At 65.9% G+C, this 20,251-nt stretch carries 23 protein-coding genes, 1 tRNA gene and 1 pseudogene (1 of these 25 cut by a window edge); 12 read left to right on the top strand and 13 right to left on the bottom strand.

Annotation, left to right across the window (positions count from 1 at the left end):
• Nucleotides 1–73 precede the first annotated feature (73 nt).
• Nucleotides 74–958, bottom strand: a complete 885-nt coding sequence (locus MKP08_RS00365) for an oxidoreductase (protein ID WP_241554415.1) — start codon at nucleotides 956–958, stop codon at nucleotides 74–76.
• Nucleotides 959–969: 11 nt separating this feature from the next.
• The gene (locus tag MKP08_RS00360) at nucleotides 970–1,845 is read right to left on the bottom strand and encodes an NAD(P)H-binding protein (RefSeq protein WP_241554414.1); all 876 of its coding nucleotides are present in this window, start codon (nucleotides 1,843–1,845) and stop codon (nucleotides 970–972) included.
• A gap of 92 nt (nucleotides 1,846–1,937) precedes the next feature.
• On the opposite strand from MKP08_RS00360, the gene MKP08_RS00355 reads away from it, so the two are divergent.
• Complete coding sequence (locus MKP08_RS00355) at nucleotides 1,938–2,645, top strand: TetR/AcrR family transcriptional regulator (protein WP_241554413.1); 708 nt, start codon at nucleotides 1,938–1,940, stop codon at nucleotides 2,643–2,645.
• A 292-nt stretch (nucleotides 2,646–2,937) separates the two neighbouring features.
• Here MKP08_RS00355 and MKP08_RS00350 read toward each other — a convergent pair.
• Nucleotides 2,938–3,028, bottom strand: a tRNA-Ser gene (locus MKP08_RS00350).
• Nucleotides 3,029–3,250: 222 nt separating this feature from the next.
• Between MKP08_RS00350 and MKP08_RS00345 the strand changes: the two genes are divergently transcribed.
• On the top strand, nucleotides 3,251–4,054 hold the full coding sequence (locus MKP08_RS00345) for a DUF1134 domain-containing protein (RefSeq protein WP_241554412.1): 804 nt from the start codon (nucleotides 3,251–3,253) through the stop codon (nucleotides 4,052–4,054).
• 88 nt (nucleotides 4,055–4,142) lie between these two features.
• Nucleotides 4,143–5,327, top strand: a complete 1,185-nt coding sequence (locus tag MKP08_RS00340; protein WP_241555490.1) for an aromatic amino acid transaminase — start codon at nucleotides 4,143–4,145, stop codon at nucleotides 5,325–5,327.
• A 51-nt stretch (nucleotides 5,328–5,378) separates the two neighbouring features.
• On the opposite strand, the gene MKP08_RS00335 is transcribed toward MKP08_RS00340, so the two are convergent.
• The 6 genes from MKP08_RS00335 to MKP08_RS00310 all read right to left on the bottom strand — a co-directional run bounded on the left by MKP08_RS00335 (nucleotide 5,379) and on the right by MKP08_RS00310 (nucleotide 10,681).
• Nucleotides 5,379–6,554 (bottom strand): Gfo/Idh/MocA family protein, encoded by a 1,176-nt coding sequence (locus tag MKP08_RS00335; protein ID WP_241554411.1) that lies wholly within the window; start codon nucleotides 6,552–6,554, stop codon nucleotides 5,379–5,381.
• A 125-nt stretch (nucleotides 6,555–6,679) separates the two neighbouring features.
• A complete protein-coding gene (ssb, locus tag MKP08_RS00330; protein WP_241554410.1) occupies nucleotides 6,680–7,204 on the bottom strand; it encodes a single-stranded DNA-binding protein in 525 nt (174 codons plus the stop codon).
• Nucleotides 7,205–7,219: 15 nt separating this feature from the next.
• Nucleotides 7,220–9,064: a ferrous iron transporter B gene (locus MKP08_RS00325; RefSeq protein ID WP_241554409.1), complete on the bottom strand. Its 1,845-nt coding sequence runs from the start codon at nucleotides 9,062–9,064 to the stop codon at nucleotides 7,220–7,222.
• The gene (locus MKP08_RS00320) at nucleotides 9,061–9,315 is read right to left on the bottom strand and encodes a FeoA family protein (RefSeq protein WP_241554408.1); all 255 of its coding nucleotides are present in this window, start codon (nucleotides 9,313–9,315) and stop codon (nucleotides 9,061–9,063) included. Before MKP08_RS00320 ends, MKP08_RS00325 begins: the two co-directional genes overlap by 4 nt.
• A gap of 54 nt (nucleotides 9,316–9,369) precedes the next feature.
• Nucleotides 9,370–10,032 (bottom strand): COQ9 family protein, encoded by a 663-nt coding sequence (locus MKP08_RS00315; protein ID WP_241554407.1) that lies wholly within the window; start codon nucleotides 10,030–10,032, stop codon nucleotides 9,370–9,372.
• Nucleotides 10,033–10,066: 34 nt separating this feature from the next.
• Nucleotides 10,067–10,681: an ankyrin repeat domain-containing protein gene (locus MKP08_RS00310; protein ID WP_241554406.1), complete on the bottom strand. Its 615-nt coding sequence runs from the start codon at nucleotides 10,679–10,681 to the stop codon at nucleotides 10,067–10,069.
• An 83-nt stretch (nucleotides 10,682–10,764) separates the two neighbouring features.
• On the opposite strand from MKP08_RS00310, the gene MKP08_RS00305 reads away from it, so the two are divergent.
• The 6 genes from MKP08_RS00305 to MKP08_RS00280 are packed head-to-tail and all read left to right on the top strand — an operon-like array spanning nucleotide 10,765 to nucleotide 14,622.
• Nucleotides 10,765–11,367, top strand: coding sequence for an SCO family protein (locus MKP08_RS00305; protein WP_241554405.1), 603 nt, complete (start codon nucleotides 10,765–10,767; stop codon nucleotides 11,365–11,367).
• Between the two features lie 9 nt (nucleotides 11,368–11,376).
• Nucleotides 11,377–11,811: a YcgN family cysteine cluster protein gene (locus MKP08_RS00300; protein WP_241554404.1), complete on the top strand. Its 435-nt coding sequence runs from the start codon at nucleotides 11,377–11,379 to the stop codon at nucleotides 11,809–11,811.
• Nucleotides 11,808–12,539 carry a M48 family metallopeptidase gene (locus MKP08_RS00295; protein WP_241554403.1) on the top strand — a complete coding sequence of 244 codons (732 nt, stop codon included), beginning with the start codon at nucleotides 11,808–11,810 and terminating at the stop codon, nucleotides 12,537–12,539. Before MKP08_RS00300 ends, MKP08_RS00295 begins: the two co-directional genes overlap by 4 nt.
• A gap of 54 nt (nucleotides 12,540–12,593) precedes the next feature.
• Nucleotides 12,594–13,043: a hypothetical protein gene (locus MKP08_RS00290; protein ID WP_241554402.1), complete on the top strand. Its 450-nt coding sequence runs from the start codon at nucleotides 12,594–12,596 to the stop codon at nucleotides 13,041–13,043.
• Entirely contained in the window at nucleotides 13,024–13,995 is a 972-nt protein-coding gene (ribD, locus tag MKP08_RS00285; protein WP_241554401.1) for a bifunctional diaminohydroxyphosphoribosylaminopyrimidine deaminase/5-amino-6-(5-phosphoribosylamino)uracil reductase RibD, read from the top strand. The genes MKP08_RS00290 and ribD overlap by 20 nt, the downstream gene beginning before the upstream one ends.
• Nucleotides 13,996–14,004: 9 nt before the next feature.
• Entirely contained in the window at nucleotides 14,005–14,622 is a 618-nt protein-coding gene (locus MKP08_RS00280; RefSeq protein ID WP_241554400.1) for a riboflavin synthase, read from the top strand.
• Nucleotides 14,623–14,629: 7 nt separating this feature from the next.
• Here the strand turns inward: MKP08_RS00280 and MKP08_RS00275 are convergent, their stop codons facing one another.
• Both MKP08_RS00275 and MKP08_RS00270 read right to left on the bottom strand, forming a co-directional pair.
• The gene (locus MKP08_RS00275; protein WP_241554399.1) at nucleotides 14,630–15,169 is read right to left on the bottom strand and encodes a DUF177 domain-containing protein; all 540 of its coding nucleotides are present in this window, start codon (nucleotides 15,167–15,169) and stop codon (nucleotides 14,630–14,632) included.
• Nucleotides 15,169–15,684, bottom strand: a complete 516-nt coding sequence (locus MKP08_RS00270; RefSeq protein WP_241554398.1) for a ubiquinol-cytochrome C chaperone family protein — start codon at nucleotides 15,682–15,684, stop codon at nucleotides 15,169–15,171. Before MKP08_RS00270 ends, MKP08_RS00275 begins: the two co-directional genes overlap by 1 nt.
• Before the next feature lie 165 nt (nucleotides 15,685–15,849).
• Between MKP08_RS00270 and MKP08_RS00265 the strand changes: the two genes are divergently transcribed.
• From MKP08_RS00265 to hslU, 3 genes are all read left to right on the top strand, one after another.
• Entirely contained in the window at nucleotides 15,850–16,323 is a 474-nt protein-coding gene (locus tag MKP08_RS00265; RefSeq protein ID WP_241554397.1) for an outer membrane protein assembly factor BamE, read from the top strand.
• A gap of 64 nt (nucleotides 16,324–16,387) precedes the next feature.
• Complete coding sequence (gene hslV / locus MKP08_RS00260; protein ID WP_306300102.1) at nucleotides 16,388–16,948, top strand: ATP-dependent protease subunit HslV; 561 nt, start codon at nucleotides 16,388–16,390, stop codon at nucleotides 16,946–16,948.
• Between the two features lie 27 nt (nucleotides 16,949–16,975).
• Nucleotides 16,976–18,280 carry an ATP-dependent protease ATPase subunit HslU gene (gene hslU, locus MKP08_RS00255; RefSeq protein WP_241554396.1) on the top strand — a complete coding sequence of 435 codons (1,305 nt, stop codon included), beginning with the start codon at nucleotides 16,976–16,978 and terminating at the stop codon, nucleotides 18,278–18,280.
• Between the two features lie 9 nt (nucleotides 18,281–18,289).
• Here hslU and MKP08_RS00250 read toward each other — a convergent pair whose 3' ends face one another.
• Together MKP08_RS00250 and MKP08_RS00245 are read right to left on the bottom strand one after the other, a co-directional pair.
• Nucleotides 18,290–19,795 (bottom strand): SulP family inorganic anion transporter, encoded by a 1,506-nt coding sequence (locus MKP08_RS00250; protein ID WP_241554395.1) that lies wholly within the window; start codon nucleotides 19,793–19,795, stop codon nucleotides 18,290–18,292.
• Nucleotides 19,796–19,914: 119 nt separating this feature from the next.
• A pseudogene (locus tag MKP08_RS00245) lies at nucleotides 19,915–20,251 on the bottom strand (ABC transporter ATP-binding protein/permease); it runs 1,477 nt beyond the window's last position.

Here is a 20,251-nt window from a genome sequence, read left to right as displayed (position 1 = left end):
CGGTCCCGGCTTCGAGACGTTGCCATTCCTGATGCGCAACCGGGTTCGCCGACAGCCGACAACAGCTCAGTAATTAACTGCCTATTCCGTTCAGCGTGGCCACGGCCTCCGCAGGCAGGTGGAGATTGGCTGCCGCGACGTTCTGGCGCAGATGCTCGACCGAACTCGTTCCGGGAATCAACAGGATATTGGGCGACCGCTGCAGCAGCCAGGCAAGTGCGACCTGCATCGGCGTCGCTTCCATATCCCGCGCGACATTCTCCAGCGTGCCCGATTGCAAGGGATCGAACCCGCCGAGCGGGAAGAACGGGACATAGGCAATCCCGTCGTCCGCGAGGTGATCGATCAGATCATCGTCACCGCGATTGGCGAGATTGTACATGTTCTGCACGCAGACGATCTCAGTCATTGAACGCGCCGCCTCGACCTGTTCGGGCAGGGCATTGCTCATGCCCAGCGCACCGATCCGGCCGCGTTCCTTCAGCGCGATGAGGGGTTCGAGCATCGGTCTTACGTCGCCGGGAGTGGGCCCCGCGTCGCCGCCGCCAAACATCAACCGCAGGTTCGCGATCTCGATCCGCTCGATCCCGAGATTGTCGCAATTGCTTTCGACCGCATCGATCAGTTCCTGCGGCTCCATCGCCGGTAGCCAGGCGCCTTCGTCATCGCGGCGTGCGCCGAGCTTGGTCACTATCGTCAACCCTTCGGGAAAAGGGGCGAGCGCTTCGCGGATCACGCGGTTGGTGTGGTGCGGGCCGTAGAAGTCGCTCGTGTCGATATGGTCGATGCCGAGCGCCACCGCCTCGCGCAGCACGGCGATCGCGCCCTCGCGGTCGTTCGGCGGGCCGAAAACATGCGGTCCGGCAAGCTGCATCGCGCCGTAGCCCATCCGGTGCACGGTGCGGTGGCCCAAGGCGAAGGTGCCCGAATTGGCGATGGCGTTGTCTGTCGTAAGCATTGGCAATTCCTTTATGCGTGATTGGTTTGGGGGGCCGGAGCCAGCGCGGCCGCGAGTACTTCGCGCAGCGGTGTGGGTTGGCGGCCGAGGAGGGTTTCGAGCGTCGGGTCCACCGTGCTGAAATCTCCCATGCGCGCGGCACGGAAGGTGCCCAGCAGCATTTCGGCGTAGTGTTCGGGCACGCCGGCATCGACCTTCGCCGCCTTCCATTCCGCGTCCGAAACGACGGTGTGGCGAATCTGGCGGCCGGTGATCTGCGAGGCGAGTTCGGCAATCTCGGCCATGGTCCAGGCGCGCGGCGCCGTGAGCGGCGGGGTCGCCCCGTCGAAGGTCGCCGCGCCCGCGAGGAGTGCCGCGTCCGCCTGTGCCAAGTCATCGCGGGCGGTCCAACAAACCGGGCCATCCTCTGGCACGCGCAATTCGTTGCCCTTCAGATCCTCGCCGATCATCTGCAGGCAGCTCTCGGCATAGAAGCCATGCCGCAGCGCCGTGAACGGCGTGCCGCTTGCCTTGAGGTCCGCTTCGCTCCTGGCGTGCTGGTCGGCGGGCGGAAAGGACGATCCCTCGCGCGCGCCGGCATGGGACGTGTAGAAGATGCGTTCGACGCCTGCGTCGCTGGCCGCGACGATCGCATTGCGGTGCAATCTGCGTGCTTCCTCACCGAGCTTGTCGACCGAGACAATCTCGATCCTCTCCATCCCGGCAAAAGCGTCGGGCAGGCTGGCCGGATCGGCGAAGTCTGCGCGCCGTACGGCGACACCCTCGGGCGGCGAGAGCGAATCCGGATCGCGCGAAGCAGCGATAATCTGCGCCGGTCCTACGCGGTCCGAAAGATGTTCGACGATACCCCGGCCAAGGTGGCCGTTGGCGCCTGTGACGAGGATCATGACTGGGCTCCTTCCGGTGATATGACCTATTCGTTATCAGTGATACGCAATCGGCGCTATCATTGTTCCCGTATCGTCGATAATGATTGGTCATGACGATGGACGAAGCCACCGACACCGATACCGATACCAGGCGGGCAGTGCTCGATGCTGCTGCCGAGCTGATCGCAAGCGGCGGAACCGCTGCGCTGACGACGCGCGCGGTCGCCGCGAAGGCCGCGATCCAGCCGCCCACGCTCTACCGCATCTTCGGCGATAAGCGCGGCCTGCTCGACGCCGTGGCGCAAGACAGGCTGGCGCGGTTCGTGGCGGAAAAGGAAGCCGATCCGCCGCATCCCCATCCGGTCGAGGAGCTGCGGCGGGGGTGGAGCCGCTATGTCGCCTTCGGGCTCGAGAATCCGGAAGTATTCGCGATCATGAACGAGATCGGTTCGCCCTTGGCGCAGTCGCCTGCGTCGCTGGCCGGGATGGCGGCCCTGCGCCGCCGCGTGGCGCAGATCGCGCAGGCTGGCCGGCTTCGTGTCGCGGAAGAGCGGGCCATCGCGCTGATCCATGCCTCCGCGGTCGGCATCGTGACCACGCTTCTGGCCTTACCGCCCGAGGAACGTGACGAGCAGATGCTCACCCTCGCCCGCGATGCGGCGATTGCTGCGATCGTTGATGAGACGGCAGCTTCGCAAGAATCCGGGCCGGTTCCCCACGCCATCGCCCTGCGCGCGCACCTCGACGATACGGCAGGGCTTTCTATGGCGGAAAAATCGCTACTGCGTGAATGGCTGGAACGCCTAATAGAGCTTTGAAGCGCCGACGCCCGTTTTGCCTTCGGGCGCGCGGCGATCGGAGCCGTTAGCTCCACCGAACCCAGGCAGATTGAGTGGGCACAATACCATCCCGTTCGCACAAGCCTTTATGACGCTCGAACCGCGAAGCAAGACCTGCAAAGCGCTCCCAATTCAAAGTCCGGAGGCGTTCCCATAAAGCCAATCGGACTGTGCCGGATCGGAAGGGACGCATGAGGACCCGAATTACCTCGTAAGCCGCAGGAAACCGCGGCTTTTCTCGACCATCGATGGATCGTGGCGAACAGGGTAGTGGCGGAGACGGAGGGATTCGAACCCTCGATACCCGGAAAGGGTATGGTTCCTTAGCAGGGAACTGGTTTCAGCCACTCACCCACGTCTCCGTATCACACGCGCGGCGGCTAGGGGCGGCGCTATAGCGAGGGTGTCGGGGCTGGGCAAGGGGATCGGCGCTGGCTTTCGATCCGACTTCCCTCTAGCCGCTGCCTTCGCATCCTGGCGTGTTTTGGATTCGGTTCGTCGCGCATTCATTGCCGCTTCAGCGGCGGGGGTCTCATCTGTCGCGACGGCGGGTTCGTTCCGGACCCGGAGACGGGGAAGAATTTATGAAAGCGTTCGCAGGTTTGTGGGCACGGGTCCTGATTGCCGCGACCTCGGGGGCGATGCTGATCGCCGCGCCCGCAGCAGCCCAGCAGATGGAGACGGTCGATCCGAGCGCGATCGATGCCGACCTCGAAGAACAGCCCGGCGAACCGCCGGTTTATGGCGAGCCCGCTCCACCGACCAACCCCGCCCCCTCTAGTCAGGAGGAGGTCGCGCCGAACTGGTCCGATCCCGCCTCCACCGCGCCGGTTTCGTCGCCTGTGGGGAGCGAATCGCGTACTGGCGCGGAAGCCGAAGCGAGCCGCGCGGCGGCCGAGCCGTCGGACACTTACAAGTCCGACGACCTGATCGGAGCTGCCGAAGGGCTGTTCGGTAAAGGCGCGGAAGGCGTCGCGCGCATGATTCAGGACCTGCTGGCGAAGCAGGGGGAACCCAACGCCTACATCGTGGGGCGTGAGGCCAGCGGCGCGTTCATCTTCGGCGCGCGCTATGGCTCGGGCACGTTGTTCCACAAGGTGGAAGGGCAAAAGCCGGTCTATTGGACAGGTCCATCGATCGGGTTCGACGCGGGTGCGAACGCGGGCAATACCTTCATCCTGGTCTATAATCTTTACGATTCCGAAGATCTCTACGAGCGTTTTCCGGCCGGGGAGGGCCAAGCCTATGTCATCGGCGGGCTGACCGCGAGCTACATGCGCAAGGGCGATGTCGTGCTGATCCCGATCCGCGTCGGGGCCGGGCTTCGGCTGGGCATCAATGCCGGCTACATGAAGTTTTCCAAGAAGCAGCGCTGGCTGCCGTTCTGACACCGATGGGGCGCTGAACGACGCGCACCGACCGGCCGCGCCGATTTTCGGCTTGCGAGCGGGACGCGGGACCGGCATGGCCCGCCCCATGCTCGACCGCCTGCAAGCCCAATCGCCCGACGCGCTGCTCGCGCTGATCAAGATGTTCGCCGCCGACGAGCGGGAGGACAAGATCGACCTGGGCGTGGGCGTCTATCGCACCGACGAGGGCGCGACCCCGGTCTTTGCCGCCATAAAGCATGCCGAGCGTCGGCTCGTCGAGAGCCAGGAGTCGAAGGCCTATCTTGGGCCGGAAGGCGATATGGGCTTCGTTCATGCGCTGATGCCTTACATCTTCGGCGAGAATGCGACGCGCGGCGGCCGGATCGAGGGTATGCAGACCCCTGGCGGCACCGGCGCGGTGCGGCTTGCCTTCGCGCTGGCGCGGCAGGCGGGCGTGAGCCGCGTGTTCCTGGGTACGCCCAGCTGGCCAAACCACGCGCAGATCCTCGCCGATCTGGGGCTCGAGGTCGTACCGTTTGCCCACGCCCGCAGCGATGGGGAGGCAGACCGCGATGCAGTTCTGGCGGTCATCGACGATGCCAGAGAGGGCGACGCGCTGCTGCTCCATGGTTGCTGTCACAACCCCACCGGCATCGATTATACGGCCGAAGGTTGGGAGGAAATCGCCCGGCGATTGGCCGACAGTCCGATGCTTCCCGTGATCGACGTCGCCTATCAAGGGCTGGGCGAGGGCATCGAAGAAGACGCGGCGGGTTTGCGCAGCGTGATCGATGCGGTGCCCGAGGCGCTGGTGGCGTATAGTTGCGACAAGAATTTCGGGCTCTATCGCGATCGGGTCGGTGCGTTCTACGTGCTGGCCAAAACCCCGTCGGAAATGAGCACGATCCTTTCGAACGCGAACGCCCTGGCCCGCGCGACCTGGTCCATGCCCCCCGACCACGGGGGAGCGGCCGTGCGCGAGATCCTGCGGGACCCCGAGCTGACCGATCTCTGGCTGGACGAGCTGGCAGATATGCGCAGCCGGTTGCGCGCGGTGCGCGAGCGGCTGGCCGCCGCGGATAACGAGGTCGGCGGGCTCGACCTCGCACCGCTGGGCACGCAGAACGGGCTATTCGGCATGCTGAAACTGGATGCCAATCAGATACGCCGCCTGCGCGAGGATCACGCCGTGTATATGGCGGGTAGCGGGCGTATCAATATCGCCGGGCTGACCAAGGGGAACATTGCCGGGTTTACCGCCGCGCTGGCGGCGGTCGCCGACAATAGCTAGGTCCCGACGTCGGTCGGTCGGCGCGTTCGGCGGCGGCTTTTCGCGCGCCGCCTAGACGGCGACCGACGCTCCCCCGTTTTCGGCGCTGCGATAGATCGCCTCGATCAGGCGGATGTCGCGCAGCCCCATCTCGCCGGGCGTCCGGTGGGCCCGCCCCTCGCGAACGGCGCGGGTGAAACCATCGACCTGATCGGCGAATTGTCGTGCCGGCGGTCCGCTCTCGATGGCGCGGCGGCCGTTCCCTGCGCGCAGAACCAGCTCGTTTTCGTAATAGGTCGTCGCCGGGTCCATCGTGATGGCCCCTCTCGCGCCCAGATAAGCCTGTCGGCTGACATAGGGCTGGTAGCAGTAGGAACTGGAGCCGGAGACGACCGCGCCGCTAGCCATCGCCATGCGCCATTCGACGCCGCCCTCGACCTCGGCGAAGCGCGGATCGTCCTTGGGATAGGCATACACGCCCGCAACCGAAACGGGTCGATCGTCCGGCAGCATCATCTGCGCGGTGTTCAGGCCGTAGATCCCGATATCGTACATCGAGCCGCCACCCGCCAGCGCTTTTTCCAGCCGCCAGCGATGCGGCGGCCAGCTTTCCGGCGTCGCATCGAAGCCGTGATCGCAGCGGATGTGGCGTAGCGGACCGAGAGCATCGCCGGCGATCATGTCGAACGCGTTGCGATTGGTCGGCTCGAAATGGATGCGGTAGGCGACGCCCAGGCGGCGATCGTTCCTGCGCGCGGCCGCGATCATCGCCTCGCATTCCGCACTGGTCGAGGCCATCGGCTTCTCGCACAGCACATGCTTGCCCGCATCCAGGGCGCGAATGGTGTATTCGGCATGGAGGCCCACGGGCAGGGCGACATAGACGCAGTCGATTTCATCGTCCTGCGCGATGCGGTCGTAATCGTCGTACGAGTAGAACCGGTCCACGCCATAGCGCTGGCCCAGCATCTCCGCCTTCGCCCGATTGCCCGAAATGAACGCCGTCATGCGCGACAGGTTCGCATCGACGAAGCCGGGCATCACCTGTCCGACCGCGAAACTGCCGAGGCCTACCACCGCCCAGCGCATGCGCTTTTCCATCGGTTCGGGCAGGTCGGGATTGCCCATCAGAGGCTGACCTTCCGCCTCCTGTCCAATGGCCTGTCCGACCCAGAGCGCTGCGGAAACACCGGCCCCGGCCGCCAGCAGATGTCGCCGCGATACCGCGATCCGATCGTCCTCGTTCATCCGCTATCTCCCCCCGCCAAGCAACTTTACTGTGCCGAGAAAGGTAGCGCTAACACCGAGGCGTGCCAAGCTTCTCGCGCGCCTTTAGCGCTGGATCGGTAGGCAAGGCGCTGTGGTGTCCGGGATCAGAACGGGATGTCGTCGTCCAAATCGTCGTAATCCGAGCCGCCGCCGGACGACGCACCGCCACCCGATTCACCGCCTTGGCCGCCACCGCCCTGGTTCCAGCCGCCCCCGCCGCCAGAGCGTTGGCCCCCGCCGCCATAATTGCCGCCGCCACCCCCGCCGCCGCCTTCACCGCGGCCGTCGAGCATCGTCAGCGTGCCGTCGAAGCCGCGCAGCACCACTTCGGTCGAATAGCGGTCGTTGCCCGACTGATCCTGCCACTTGCGCGTCTGCAGCTTGCCCTCGATGAAGACCTTGCTGCCCTTGCGCAGGTAGTTCTCGCATACGTGGATCAACCCGTCGGAGAAAATCGCGACCGAATGCCATTCGGTCTGTTCCTTGCGCTCTCCGGTGTTCTTGTCCTTCCAGTTCTCGCTGGTGGCGATGCGCAGATTGCACACCCGCCCGCCGTTCTGGAAACTGCGCACTTCCGGGTCCTGCCCCAGATTGCCGATCAGCATGACCTTGTTGAGGCTGCCTGCCATTCCTTCGATCCTTCGCTAGAGTCCGAGCGCCACGGCGCTCCAATAGGTGATTCCGGCGAAGAGGTAGGCCAATCCGAACAGGTAAGCCAACATGAAGGCGGGCCATTTCCACCCATTCGTCTCGCGCCGTGCAACCGCGATGGTGGAGAGGCATTGCGGCGCGAACACGAACCAGGCGAGGAAGGCGAGCGCGGTCGGCAGGCTCCAGCGTTGCGACAGCGTGCTGGCGAGACCCGTTGCTTCCGCCTCTTCATCGGGCGCATCGACGGCGTAGGTGGTGGCAAGCGATGCCACCGCCACTTCCCGCGCGGCCATCGCCGGGATCAACGCGAGGCTGATTTCCCGGTTGAAGCCGATCGGTTCGAGCACGGTATTGAGCCCGGTTGCGACGTGCCCCGCGATGCTGGCGTCAAGCTGGCTCTCGCCCGGTTCCGCCTGGGGAAAGCTGAGCAGGATCCACAGCACCACGGTGGCGGTGAAGATGATCGTGCCCGCGCGGCGCAGGAACACCCAGGCGCGTTGCCACAGCCCGATCAGCAGGTCGCCCGGATGGGGCCACTGATAGCGGGGAAGCTCCATGATAAAGCCGCTTGCCGCGCCCGCCGTAACCGACCGGCGCAGCACCAGCGCGACCACCATGGCACCGAGGATTCCCGATACGTAGAGGGCGAACAGCACCAGCCCTTGCAGCCCGATCCCGCCGCCAACGGTGGTTTGCGGGATGAAGGCGGCGATGATGACCGCATAGACCGGCAGCCGGGCGGAGCAGGTCATCATCGGTGCGATCAGGATGGTGGTCAGCCGGTCCTTCGGGTCCGCTATCGACCGCGTCGCCATGATGCCGGGAATGGCGCAGGCGAAGCTGGAAAGAAGGGGGATGAAGCTGCGGCCCGACAGCCCGACGCCCTGCATCAAGCGGTCCATCAGGAATGCGGCACGGGCCATGTAGCCGCTCGCCTCCATCACCAGGATGAAGGCAAACAGGATGACGATCTGCGGCAGGAAGACGATGACAGAACCGACGCCGGCCAGCGCGCCTTCGGTCACGAAGTCGCGAATCAGCCCGGATGGGAAGGTCGCCACGACCCAGTTCGACAATCCGCCGATCGCTCCGTCGAGCGCGTCGGCGAAGGGCGTCGCCCAACTGAACACCGCCTGGAAGATCACGAACAGCAGACCGAACAGGATCGGCGGGCCGAGCCATGGATGCAGCAGGACCCGGTCGAGACCCGATTCGATCCGGTGGCGCGCGGATCGGGACAGGATTGCGGCGCGCGCGATGGCTTTCGCTTCCAGCCGCCGCTCGGTGATGTCCAGATGCGGGCGTTCCTCGACGGGCTCGGTGCGGGCGAAGGCTTCGCCGATAGCTTCCAGCAGGGGCTCGATCCCGCGGCGGCGCACCGCGACGGTCGACACGACCGGCACGCCGAGCGATTGCGACAGCGCATCGGCGTCGAGCAGCACGCCGTCGCGCTCCGCCAGATCGACCATGTTGAGCGCGATCACCACGGGGCGGCCCAGCGCGATCACCTCTTGCGCGAAGACGAGATGCTGTTCGAGATTTGCGGCATCGAGCACGATGACCAGCACGCCCGGCGCGGCCTCGCCCGGAAATTCGCCATGTACGACCTGGCGGGTGACCTCCTCGTCAGGACTCGACGCATCGAAGGCGTAGGCACCGGGCAGATCGACCAGTTCGACCGGTTCGCCCGATGGCAGGACGATCCGCCCCGCCTTGCGCTCCACCGTCACGCCCGGATAATTCGCGATCTTCTGACGCGCACCCGTCAACTTGTTGAAAAGCGCGCTCTTGCCGGCATTGGGATTGCCGACCAGCGCCACCTTGCGCAACTGGCTCATGCTTCCTCCGCCTGCTCCTGACGAATGGAGATGGCGGCGGCGTGCACGCGTCTCAGCGCGACGGTCATCCGGCCCAGCGTGACCGCCAGCGGATCGGCCCCTCCGAAAACGCCGCGATGGGCGACGACGACGTTCGCGCCTTCCTCGAAACCGAGCGCGCGCAGTCGCTTCCCCTCGCCGGCGGGCAGGGCGGCCCAGTCGATTGCGGTGATCACCGCAGGGCGCCGGCGCGGGAGATTTTCGAGTTTCATCGCGTGCGGGCTGACAGATCGCGCCGGTTATTGCAACTTATTATCAATAAAGCGTCAGGTCGCTGGATAACGGAGGCGCCCGAGGAAGCGCACGACGCTGAATCCTTCGCGCTCCCTGCCCAGGAACTGCGCCTTCACCTTTTCGAATTTCATCACCCCGTCGATCCGGCGATCAAGGAAAGCGCGGGTTTCGGCCTTGTTCTCGCTCTGGTCGTCAAGGAATACGGTGAGCGTAGCCCCGTAGATTCCCGCGAGGATCGCTCGCTTGGTGTAGTGATTGTAATCGGTCGCGGTATCGCCCGCGAGCCGCCACATCACATCGGCGCTGTGCCATCCCGTGCGCAGCGCCGCCGCGGCGTTCTGAGGCATGGCCATGATTGCCAGGGCACGGCGCAATGCCTCTTCTCGTCCGGCCACCGCGTCCAGCCGGTACTGGATGAGCGTTCGTATCCGCTCGCGGATCTTCAGTTGAGCGAGCCGTTCGGGTGGCCATTCCTGCGCCATTGCGCGATCGATGCTCTCGATCCACGCCTCGATCATAGCCATCTGGCCCTTTTCGAAGGCGAGACGAGCTACGTCGGGGTCGACACCTTCCATTTCGGCGGCCAAGGTCAGCGCCTCGTCGCTCCAGCCGTCGAATACCGCGTTGTCGGCGATCGCGGGGGCGAGGGCCGGGCGCAATTCGTCCAGCGTGAGGTCGGAAGCGTTTTCGATCATCGGTTACTCGTTGTCAGGTTCGGCGGCCCGGAGGTCACAGGCTCGGCCCATAAGTCTCGGTATTGCCGGAGGCGCTCGCATCGTGCGCCGCGAAAGCTTCCAGCAGGCGTCGGTTGTCGTCCAGCCGCGCGTAATCGCGGGCGCTGCGGCCCGAATTGTCGGACCGGTCGGGATTGGCCCCGTGGTCGAGCAACACCTTTGCTAACGCCGGGTCTCCCAGATGGGTCGCCACGATCAGCGGGGTTTCGCCGGTGTCGTCGCTATCATTGATCCGCGCGCCGCCATCGAGCAGGGCCGACACACTAGGCACGTCGCCGAAGCGGGTCGCGATCATCAAGGGGCTTACCCCCTTGTTATCCGAGAGGTTCGGATTTGCGCCACGCTGCAAGAGGAAACGGATCCACGCCGCATCCCGGCGCTTCGCCGCGATATGCAGTCCGGTTTCCCCGCTGGAACGGTCGCGAGCGTTGACGACGGTGGAGCCGGGCTGGGAAAGCAAATCGCTCGCCTTCGTCGCGTCGGCATCGCGCACCGCCTTCAGCAACTGGTAGCCATCGGAAAAGTTCTGGGCCGCTGCCGGCACGCCGACCGAGGCAAGGGGGAGAACGGCCAGCAGGGCGGCAAAACCGGCGAGAAAGCGCTGCGACACCTTATATACACTCCGTAAATCGACTATGGCGGATTGCCCGCTCTTCCGACCCCACCAGTTAGCAGAGACTGAACGTCGATTCCATGCCCCGCCCTTTCCCGATGATCGTCCTTGCCGCAATCTCTCTCTTCCTCGCGGCATGCGGACCAATTCAGACCGCCACGCCGATCGATGAGGCCCCGCTCGCCGGGGCACGCATCGGTGGTCCCTTCGAACTGACCGGGGAGGACGGGAAGACCTACCGCTGGAGCGATTTCGACGGCGAATATCGCATCGTCTATTTCGGCTACACCTATTGCCCCGACGTGTGTCCGACCGACATGCAGCGCACGATGGCGGGCCTGAAGAAGTTCGCCAAGGCGCAGCCGCAGCTCGCCGAAAAAATCCAGCCGATCTTCATCACCGTCGACCCGGAGCGCGACACGCCCACGGTTCTGACGGAGTTTACCGACGCGTTCCATCCGCGCTTGCTCGGCCTGACCGGCCCGCCCGAGAAGATCGAGGAAGTGGCGAAGAAGTTCGCGGTTGCGTACTCGAAGGGCGAAGAGCAGCCGGGGGGCGGCTATCTGATGAACCACCAGTCCTTTGTGTACCTGTTCGGGCCGAAGGGCGAGCCGATCGCAACTCTGCCGGCGGACCAGGGTGCTGATGCCGTGGCGGCCGAATTGACCCGCTGGGTCCGCTGAGGCGAACGCATGCGCGATGCCTTCTGGGAATTGCCGCTCGACCGGCTGGATGCGGGGGAATGGGAGGCGCTGTGCGACGGCTGCGGGCGCTGCTGCCTGCACAAGCTGGAAGATGCGGACACTGGCGAGATCGAGGACACGAACGTCTGCTGCAAGCTGCTCGATCCCGAAACGGCGCGGTGTAGCGATTACAAGCATCGCAAGGCTTTCGTACCCGATTGCCTGCGCCTGACCCCGGGCATGGTGTCCGGCCTGTCCTGGTTGCCAGAGACTTGCGCCTATCGCCGCCGATCGGAGGGGCGGCGGTTGCCCCGCTGGCATTACCTCATCTGCGGCGATCGCGACGAAGTCCATCGCAGCGGCGCGGGTGTTGCGGGGCGGGTCATCAGCGAGACGAAGGCCGGTCCGCTCGAACACCACATCGTCGACTGGGGCGATGAATGATCGACTGGCTGCGCCGCGACCCGGCCACGCCGTCGACGGTGCGGTGCGGCGATCGCGACGTGCCGGTCTCGATCGTGCGCCACCCGACCGCGCGGCGCATCATCCTGCGCCCAGCCGACGACGGGCAAAGCGTGCGCGTCACCCTGCCGCGCTGGGGTCGCACCGCCGACGCTCTGCGTTTCGCGGCCGAGCGGAGCGATTGGCTGGCGGCGCAGCTCGCCCGCATTCCCGAGCGGCGGCCCCCCGGCCCCGGCGGCAGCATCGCCTATCGAGGTGAAACCTGCGCCATTGCCTGGGATGCGAACGGTTCGCGCGAGGTGGCGCACGAAAGCGCGGCGTGCGTCATTCGCATAGGCGGGCCACGCGACCTGCTGGAAGCGCGCCTGCGCCGCTGGCTGCGGGCGGAGGCAAGCCGCCTGCTCACGCAGGATTTGGCCGACTATTCCCGCCGAGCGGGTTTGCCGCCCGCACCGCTGGCTCTCAGCAATGCGCGTCGCCGGTGGGGAAGCTGTTCCAGCAAAGGGACGATCCGGCTCAACTGGCGGCTCGTGCAGGCACCCGACTTCGTCCGCCGATCGGTCGCGGCGCATGAGACCGCGCATCGCGTCCATTTCGATCACTCGCCACGCTTCCACGCGCTGCTGGGCGAGATCTTCGAAAGCGACATCGGCGAAGCGGATGCGTGGTTGCGGGCCCACGGGCGATCGCTTTACGCGGCGTTCGGCTGATACGTCCGGCTGGCCGGACTGGCGCGGGGCGGGCAGAACGCCTATCTTGCGCCCATGCGCTTCTTTTCCCGTCTCAACCCCGCTTCGGGCATGCGCGATTTCTGGCAAGAGTTCAGCCGTCCGCAGCCTTATCGCATCCCGATCCTGCTCGTTTCCGTCGCCCTGACGGGCGGGCTCCTGCTCGCATTCGGAACCGAGAAGGTCGATGTGCCGCCGGAGAAGCCGGACATTATCTACATCACCACCTTCGCGCCCGACCGGACGGAGGCGGAAATCGTCGCCTCCAACATCGCGAACCAGAAGAAGAAGGACATCATCGCCGCCGAACTGGCGCGGCGCGAGGAGGAGAAGCGGGACCTCTATCGTACGCTGGGCAAGATGAGCGGCATGGATACCGACAAGATCGAAGCGCAGGCCGAGAAGGAACGCGCGGCGGAAGAGAAGAAGCGCGAAGCCTATATCGAAGAGGTTGTGGGCAAGGGCAGTGACGCCCCCGCCCAGTGATGCCGACTGGCTGGCCGCCGCTGCGCGCCTGTCGTTGAGGGGAACGCCCGCAAGCCGTCCGAACCCGGCGGTCGGCTGCATTATCGTGAACGGCGCAGCGGTGGTCGGGCGCGGCTGGACCCGAGCGGGCGGCCGCCCCCATGCCGAGGCTGCAGCCCTGGAGACGGCGGGCGCGAAGACGCGCGGTGCGACCGTTTATGTGACGCTGGAGCCATGCGCGCATCGATCGGAGCGCGGACCGGCTTGCGCCGATCTATTGGTGGAGGCGGCTCCGGCCCGCGTCGTGATCGGGATCGAGGATCCTGACCAGCGCACCGCAGGGGCGGGAACGGCGCGCCTGCGCGCGGCCGGCATCGAGGTCGTTTATCGCGAGAGCGAAGCCGCCCGGCGCAGCCTCTCCCCCTATCTCACCCGCCACCGATATGGGCGTCCGATGGTGACGCTGAAGCTGGCGATGTCGCTCGACGGGCGGATCGCATTGACGGATGGGCGGAGCCGCTGGATCACCGGCGAAACGGCGCGCGCGCACTGCCACATCCAGCGTGCGATGCATAACGCGATCCTAGTGGGCGGCAAGACATGGCGCGCGGACGCGCCGCGGCTCGATGTCCGTCTACCGGGCCTCGAACGGCGGTCGCCCGAGCGCTGGGTCCTGACCTCGAAACCGGTCGAGGGCGCACAGGCGATCGCGGCCCCCGGCGATATTGCCGGGTCGGACGCACTGTCGCTTTACGTCGAGGGCGGGGCACAGGCCGCGGCGGCTTTTCTTGCCGAAGATCTGGTCGACCGCCTCGACATCTATCGCGCGCCAATCGTGATCGGCGACGGATTGCCCGCAATTGGAGATATCGGGCTGGGCGAACTGGCGGAGGCGCACGATCGCTGGATGCTGCGCGAACGTCGCCAGCTTGGCAGCGACGGGTACGAATCCTATGAGCGGCGGCGTAACTGAGGAGAAGGCATGTTCACTGGGATCGTCACAGCCATCGGAACGATCGAACGGGTCGAACAGCGCGGAGACACGCGCGTGCGGATCGCCTGTCCGTACGATCCGGCGAAGATCGCGATCGGCGCGAGCATCGCCTGTTCGGGCGCTTGCCTGACGGTGGTCGAGCGGGGCGGGGAGCCCGGCGCGGCGTGGTTCGACGTCGACATGTCGGCGGAAACGCTGGCGCGTACCGCCGCCCGCCACTGGCAGGCTGGTGAGCGGCTGAATCTGGAGCAGGCGCTGCGGCTGGGCGATGAACTGGGCGGGCACCTCGTCACCGGCCACGTCGATTCGGTGGGAAAGGTCGTGTCAGCGGCGGAAGAGGGCGGCTCGGTCCGCCTGACGATCGAAGCAGATCGCGAGATCGCGCCGTTCATTGCGCAAAAGGGTTCGATTACCGTGGACGGCGTATCGCTGACGGTGAACAAGGTGGAAGATACCGCCGACGGAAATGTCCGGTTCGGTCTCAACATCATTCCGCATACGGGAGAGGTCACGACGCTGGGCGAGCTTCGCACCGGCGATACGGTCAATCTGGAGATCGATACGATCGCCCGCTACCTGCAGCGCATGCAAGCGCTGGCGAACTGACAGGCGTTCAGTCGGCCTTTTTCAACGCGGCGAGAGCATCGGCCAGCGGCCCACGCGGCGTCTCGTCGCTTTCAATACCCGCCACCGCGCGTGCTTCGTCGGCCCCGGACCCTTGCGCGTAGGGGTCGATCGCCAGCGCCAGGGTCTGCGCCACCGCCTCGCCCAGATCGATGCTGTCGCCTTCGTATTCGACCTCGTCGCAGTCGTCCGAATCGAGTTCGATCTCGATCTCGATCTCGTCACCCTCCTCGGGTGGTCGAAACGATCCGGCGGGGACGAAGCGCAGGGCGAACTCCTCCTCCACCGGAACCGGCAAGTCGTCGCCGGACACCGCACAGGACTGCACGATATCGGCTATCATCGTGCCATCCACAATGACCCGGTCGCCGTCGCGGATCAGGGCGATTTCCGCTTCCAGCCGGTCGATCGCGCGAATGCCAAACCGCCGCGCCAGCGCGGCGCGCTCCTCTTCGGTCGCGGTGAGCGAAACCGGGCGCGAATCGATCTGCCTGAGGCGGACGGGTCGGCTGAATTCGGGTCGGCTCATCACCAATCGGCCTTCAGTACGCTGGCATAGTCGAGCGCGGAGAGTCGGTCGGCAAGGGCCATCAGCCCCCGGGCGACACATGCGGGGGAGCCCCCGTCTTCCAGGAAGGTGACGTTGCGGGCTGCCGCCGCCGTCATGGCTTCGTCGTTCCGTTCGGTCAGGGCACTGCGATAGGCGCCCATGCGACCGCCCAATGCGCTCATCAGGCGACCCACTCTCTTGCCGACCGCCGGGTCGCCGAAGCCCGCTTCGCGGAGCTGACCCTCCATGTCTTCCACGAAAAGCTCGGCCAGCCGGGCCGCGTCCTGCGCGTGCGCATCGCCTTGCTCGGCCCGCAGCATCGCGATGGCGAGCACGCTGGACACCATGTCGAACCGTCCATCCAGCGTGTCGGCTACTCCGCATTCGGCATACCAGTGCGGATCGCGCGCCTCCGCCACGACCCGGTGCCATAGCGGTCGCAAGGCCTCGCGCGGGTCCCGTTCCAGTCCGAGCAGGCGGGAGAGAAAGGACATGGATCGATCTTTCATTCAGCGGCAATTCAAGGCGGCGTGGGCAGCGCGGCCTGGGCGGCGTTGCGTCGCCGCGCGCGAGGCCGTAAGGCTGCGCCCGATATAGCGATCCAGACCCTCAGATGAAGGGGGTGGGATCGGAACGATACGTGAAGGACGGTGGTACCGATGACGAAGGCAAGGGCGACGGGCTGGATGGCGCTGGGTGCGCTGGCTCTGGCGGGGGGCGGTTGTAGCTCCATTACCGAACAGCGCGGTTATGTCTTCGACGATACGCTGGCGAGCACGATCCAGCCCGGGATCGACGATCAGCGATCGGTCGCAGCGACGATGGGGCGCCCCAGCTTCACCAGCGAATACGGGCAGCCGACCTGGTATTACGTTCATAACGCCACATCGCGTGGGCCGCTGGTCCGCGTACGGATCACCGACAATCGCGTCCTCGCCGTTCGCTTCGACGATAGCGGCAACGTGGCGTCGATCGATCGCAGCGGGATGGAAAATGTCGTCCATCTCTCGCCGGATGGCGACAGGACGCCGACGCTCGGTCGCGAACGCAGCTTCCTCGAGGATCTGTTCGGCAATATCGGCAGCGTAGGCGCGGGGCAGGGCCCGATGAGCGGCTCGAACACCGGGCCCTAGGACTGGCGAACCTGCGTCGCGATGGCGGCTTGATCCCTATCGGCGCGGCCCCATATTCCGCGCCATGGATAATGGATCGGCGAGCCACGGCCTGACACAGTGGCACGGCACCACCATCATCGGGGTCAAGCGCGGCGGCAAGACCGTGATCGCGGGCGATGGCCAGGTCTCGATGGGCAACACGGTGATGAAGCCCAATGCGAAGAAGGTCCGCCGCATCGGCGACGGCGGGAAGGTCGTTGGCGGGTTCGCCGGTGCGACCGCCGACGCCTTCACCCTGTTCGAGCGGCTGGAGCGCAAGCTGGAACAATATAGCGGCCAGTTGACCCGCGCCGCCGTCGAACTCGCCAAGGACTGGCGCACCGACAAATATCTTCGCAACCTCGAAGCGCTGATGATCGTGGCCGACGCCGACACGCTGCTGGTGCTGACCGGCAATGGCGACGTGCTGGAGCCCGAAGGCGGGATCACCGCGATCGGCAGCGGCGGCAACTACGCGCTCAGCGCGGCGCGCGCGCTGGTCGATTACGAAGACGACGCGGAGAAGATCGCCCGCCGCGCGATGCAGGTCGCGGCGGAAGTGTGCGTTTTCACCAATGACAGCGTGACCGTCGAGACGGTCTGAAGTCCAAACTTTCCGGATACAAGTACCATGACCCAGGCCCTTACTCCCAAGGCGATCGTCGCCGCGCTGGACGAGCATATCGTCGGCCAGAAAGACGCCAAGCGCGCGGTCGCCGTGGCGCTGCGCAATCGCTGGCGGCGCCAGCAGCTCGAACCCGAGCTGCGCGACGAGGTGACGCCCAAAAACATTCTGATGATCGGCCCGACCGGGTGCGGCAAGACCGAGATCAGCCGTCGGCTCGCTCGGTTGGCGGAGGCCCCGTTCGTGAAGGTCGAGGCGACCAAGTTCACCGAGGTCGGCTATGTCGGCCGCGACGTCGAACAGATCGCCCGCGACTTGGTCGAGGAAGCGATCCGGCTGGAGAAGGACCGTCGGCGCGAGAGCGTGCGCGAATCGGCCAGCAAGGCGGCGATGGAGCGACTGCTCGACGCGCTCGTCGGCGACAGCGCCAGCGAGGCGACGCGCGAGAGCTTCCGCGAGCGGATCGTGCAGAACGCGATGAACGATACCGAGGTGGAGATCGAAATCGAGGAAAGCCCCTCCATGCCGTTCGACATGGGCGGCATGGGCGGCAATGTCGGGATGATCGACCTGTCCGACATGATGGGCAAGGCGCTGGGCAAGAAGCCGACCAAGCGGCGCAAGCTCAAGGTGCCGGACGCGTGGGACAAGCTGGTCGACGAGGAGGCGGAAAAGCGCCTCGATCAGGACGACGTGGCCCAGGTCGCGCTGCGCAATGCCGAAACCAACGGGATCGTCTTCCTCGACGAGATCGACAAGATCGCGATCAGCGAGGGGCGCAGCGGCGGCTCGGTCAGCCGCGAAGGGGTCCAGCGCGACCTCCTGCCCCTGATCGAGGGGACCACGGTTTCGACCAAGCACGGGCCGATGAAGACCGACCATGTGCTGTTCATCGCGAGCGGCGCGTTCCATGTCGCGAAGCCCAGCGACATGCTGCCCGAACTGCAGGGCCGCCTGCCGATCCGGGTCGAGCTGCGAGCGCTGGAGGTGGAGGATTTCATCCGCATCCTGAGCGAGACGCGGGCCAACCTGGTGTCGCAGTACAAGGCGCTGATCGGCACCGAGAAGGTGACGCTGGAGATCACCGACGACGCGATCCGCGAAGTCGCGACCATCGCCGCGCAGGTGAACGAGAGCGTCGAGAACATCGGTGCCCGCCGCCTGCAGACGGTGATGGAAAAGCTGCTGGAGGAACTCAGCTTCGATGCCGAGGACCATTCGGGCGAAACGATCACCGTCGATGCCGGCTATGTGCGCGACAAGCTCGACACTCTGGCGAAGGACACCGACCTCAGCAAATATATCCTGTAGGCGTCTTGCCTACGGATGCGGGGCAAGCCCGATTTCCACACCGGTCTTGTCGGTCAGCGCGTAGCGATCGACCAGGTCGGTGCTGGCGCGGTTGAGGCCGATCACCTGCACGCTGCGACCGTTGCGGCGCATGCGTTCCACCACCTTGTCCAGCGCGCCTACCGCGCTGATGTCCCAGAAATGCGCGCCGGTGACGTCGATCACGACGTGGCTGGCGGGATCGGCGCGTTCGCTTTCGGGGCCGAGCGCCGCGGTGAAGCGGTCGACGCTGGCAAAGAAGATCTGCCCCGTCGCGGTGTAGGTCGCGGTCTCCCCCTCTCGCGTGCGCACGACGGAGAACATCCCCATCACCTTCTGCGTGAAGAAGATGCCGGACAGGATCACGCCCGCCAGCACTCCCAGCGCGAGGTTGTGGGTCGCGACCACGACGACCACGGTGGTCACCATCACCACAGAGCTTTGCCACGGATGCTTCGCGAGGTTGGGGATGGAGTTCCAGCTGAAGGTGCCGATCGAAACCATGATCATCACCGCGACCAGTGCGGGCATCGGGACCTGTCCGACCACCGGGCCGAGCACGGCGAGGAAGATCAGCAGCGCGAAGCCCGCGACGAATGTCGATAGCCGCCCGCGTCCGCCGCTGGTGACGTTGATGACCGACTGCCCGATCATCGCGCAGCCGCCCATGCCGCCGAAGAGGGCCGCGACGATATTCGCCGCGCCCTGGCCCGCGCATTCGCGGCGCTTGGCGCTGCCGGTGTGGGTCATGTCGTCCACGATCTGCGCGGTCAGCAGCGATTCGAGGAGGCCGACCGCTGCCATGGTCAGCGAATAGGGCGCGATGATCCGCAGCGTCTCCAGCGAGAAGGGCACGTCGGGGAAGACCACGCTCGGCAGCCCCTCGGGCAGCTCGCCCATGTCGGCGACGTGGAACACCGGCGCGTCGATCCACCATCCGACCAGCCCCAGCACCACGATGGCGACGAGGGGGGAGGGCACGACGGTGGTCAGGCGCGGCAGCCCGTAGATGATCGCAAGGCCCGCCGCGACCATGGCATAGGTTTCCCACCCGACGCCGGTCAGCTGCGGCAATTGCGCCATGAAGATCAGGATCGCCAGCGCGTTGACGAAGCCGGTGATGACCGAGCGGCTGACGAACTGCATCAGCAGGTCGAGGCGCAGCAGCGCGGCGATACCCTGGAACACCCCCATCAGGATGGTTGCGGCGAAAAGGTATTCGACCCCATGTTCGCGCACCAGCGGCACCACCACCACGGCAACCGCCGCGGTTGCGGCGGAAATCATGCCCGGTCGCCCGCCGGTGAAGGAGATGACGATCGCGATCGCGATGGAGGCATAGAGCCCCACGCGCGGATCGACCCCGGCGATGATCGAGAAGCCGATCGCCTCAGGGATAAGCGCGAGCGAGACGACGATCCCGGCAAGGACGTCGGCGCGGATGTTGGACAGCCAGTCGCGCCGGAACGCGCTCGGCCTCGCTGCGGTAGCGGCCATGATCTTTTCTCTCGATTTCGGGGCGCGCCGCTCCCTCAGGTGGAAGGGCGCAGAAGTGGGCACAGCCTACGCAATGGTGCACTGCAGCACAACCCGCAGTCCGGAACCTGGGGCGGCGCCTACTCGGCGGCTTCGACCGCGTCGTCCCCTTCGGCCTGCTGACGCGACCACATCTCGGCGTAAAGTCCGCGCTTGCGCAGCAATTGCGTGTGTGAACCGGATTCGGCCAGCTTCCCCTGATCGAGCACCAGGATGCGGTCCGCATCGGCGATGGTGGACAGCCGGTGGGCAATGGCCAGCGTGGTGCGGTCGCGGCTGACGCGGCGCATGGTGGCGAGGATTTCCTGCTCGGTGCGCGAATCGAGTGCGCTTGTCGCCTCGTCGAACAGCACGATCGGGGGATTTTTCACCAGCGTGCGCGCGATGGCGACCCGCTGCTTCTCTCCGCCCGACAGC

Source organism: Erythrobacter sp. LQ02-29, from assembly GCF_022576075.2.
GTDB lineage: Bacteria > Pseudomonadota > Alphaproteobacteria > Sphingomonadales > Sphingomonadaceae > Alteriqipengyuania.
This window is presented reverse-complemented; position numbering and strand designations above follow the sequence as displayed.

Coding starts and splice junctions, on each gene's coding strand:
- MKP08_RS00365 (WP_241554415.1), bottom strand. CDS start 958: ATGCTTACGACAGACAACGCCATCGCCAATTCGGGCACCTTCGCCTTG.
- MKP08_RS00360 (WP_241554414.1), bottom strand. CDS start 1,845: ATGATCCTCGTCACAGGCGCCAACGGCCACCTTGGCCGGGGTATCGTC.
- MKP08_RS00355 (WP_241554413.1), top strand. CDS start 1,938: ATGACGATGGACGAAGCCACCGACACCGATACCGATACCAGGCGGGCA.
- MKP08_RS00345 (WP_241554412.1), top strand. CDS start 3,251: ATGAAAGCGTTCGCAGGTTTGTGGGCACGGGTCCTGATTGCCGCGACC.
- MKP08_RS00340 (WP_241555490.1), top strand. CDS start 4,143: ATGCTCGACCGCCTGCAAGCCCAATCGCCCGACGCGCTGCTCGCGCTG.
- MKP08_RS00335 (WP_241554411.1), bottom strand. CDS start 6,554: ATGAACGAGGACGATCGGATCGCGGTATCGCGGCGACATCTGCTGGCG.
- ssb (WP_241554410.1), bottom strand. CDS start 7,204: ATGGCAGGCAGCCTCAACAAGGTCATGCTGATCGGCAATCTGGGGCAG.
- MKP08_RS00325 (WP_241554409.1), bottom strand. CDS start 9,064: ATGAGCCAGTTGCGCAAGGTGGCGCTGGTCGGCAATCCCAATGCCGGC.
- MKP08_RS00320 (WP_241554408.1), bottom strand. CDS start 9,315: ATGAAACTCGAAAATCTCCCGCGCCGGCGCCCTGCGGTGATCACCGCA.
- MKP08_RS00315 (WP_241554407.1), bottom strand. CDS start 10,032: ATGATCGAAAACGCTTCCGACCTCACGCTGGACGAATTGCGCCCGGCC.
- MKP08_RS00305 (WP_241554405.1), top strand. CDS start 10,765: ATGCCCCGCCCTTTCCCGATGATCGTCCTTGCCGCAATCTCTCTCTTC.
- MKP08_RS00300 (WP_241554404.1), top strand. CDS start 11,377: ATGCGCGATGCCTTCTGGGAATTGCCGCTCGACCGGCTGGATGCGGGG.
- MKP08_RS00295 (WP_241554403.1), top strand. CDS start 11,808: ATGATCGACTGGCTGCGCCGCGACCCGGCCACGCCGTCGACGGTGCGG.
- MKP08_RS00290 (WP_241554402.1), top strand. CDS start 12,594: ATGCGCTTCTTTTCCCGTCTCAACCCCGCTTCGGGCATGCGCGATTTC.
- MKP08_RS00280 (WP_241554400.1), top strand. CDS start 14,005: ATGTTCACTGGGATCGTCACAGCCATCGGAACGATCGAACGGGTCGAA.
- MKP08_RS00275 (WP_241554399.1), bottom strand. CDS start 15,169: ATGAGCCGACCCGAATTCAGCCGACCCGTCCGCCTCAGGCAGATCGAT.
- MKP08_RS00270 (WP_241554398.1), bottom strand. CDS start 15,684: ATGTCCTTTCTCTCCCGCCTGCTCGGACTGGAACGGGACCCGCGCGAG.
- MKP08_RS00265 (WP_241554397.1), top strand. CDS start 15,850: ATGACGAAGGCAAGGGCGACGGGCTGGATGGCGCTGGGTGCGCTGGCT.
- hslV (WP_306300102.1), top strand. CDS start 16,388: ATGGATAATGGATCGGCGAGCCACGGCCTGACACAGTGGCACGGCACC.
- hslU (WP_241554396.1), top strand. CDS start 16,976: ATGACCCAGGCCCTTACTCCCAAGGCGATCGTCGCCGCGCTGGACGAG.
- MKP08_RS00250 (WP_241554395.1), bottom strand. CDS start 19,795: ATGGCCGCTACCGCAGCGAGGCCGAGCGCGTTCCGGCGCGACTGGCTG.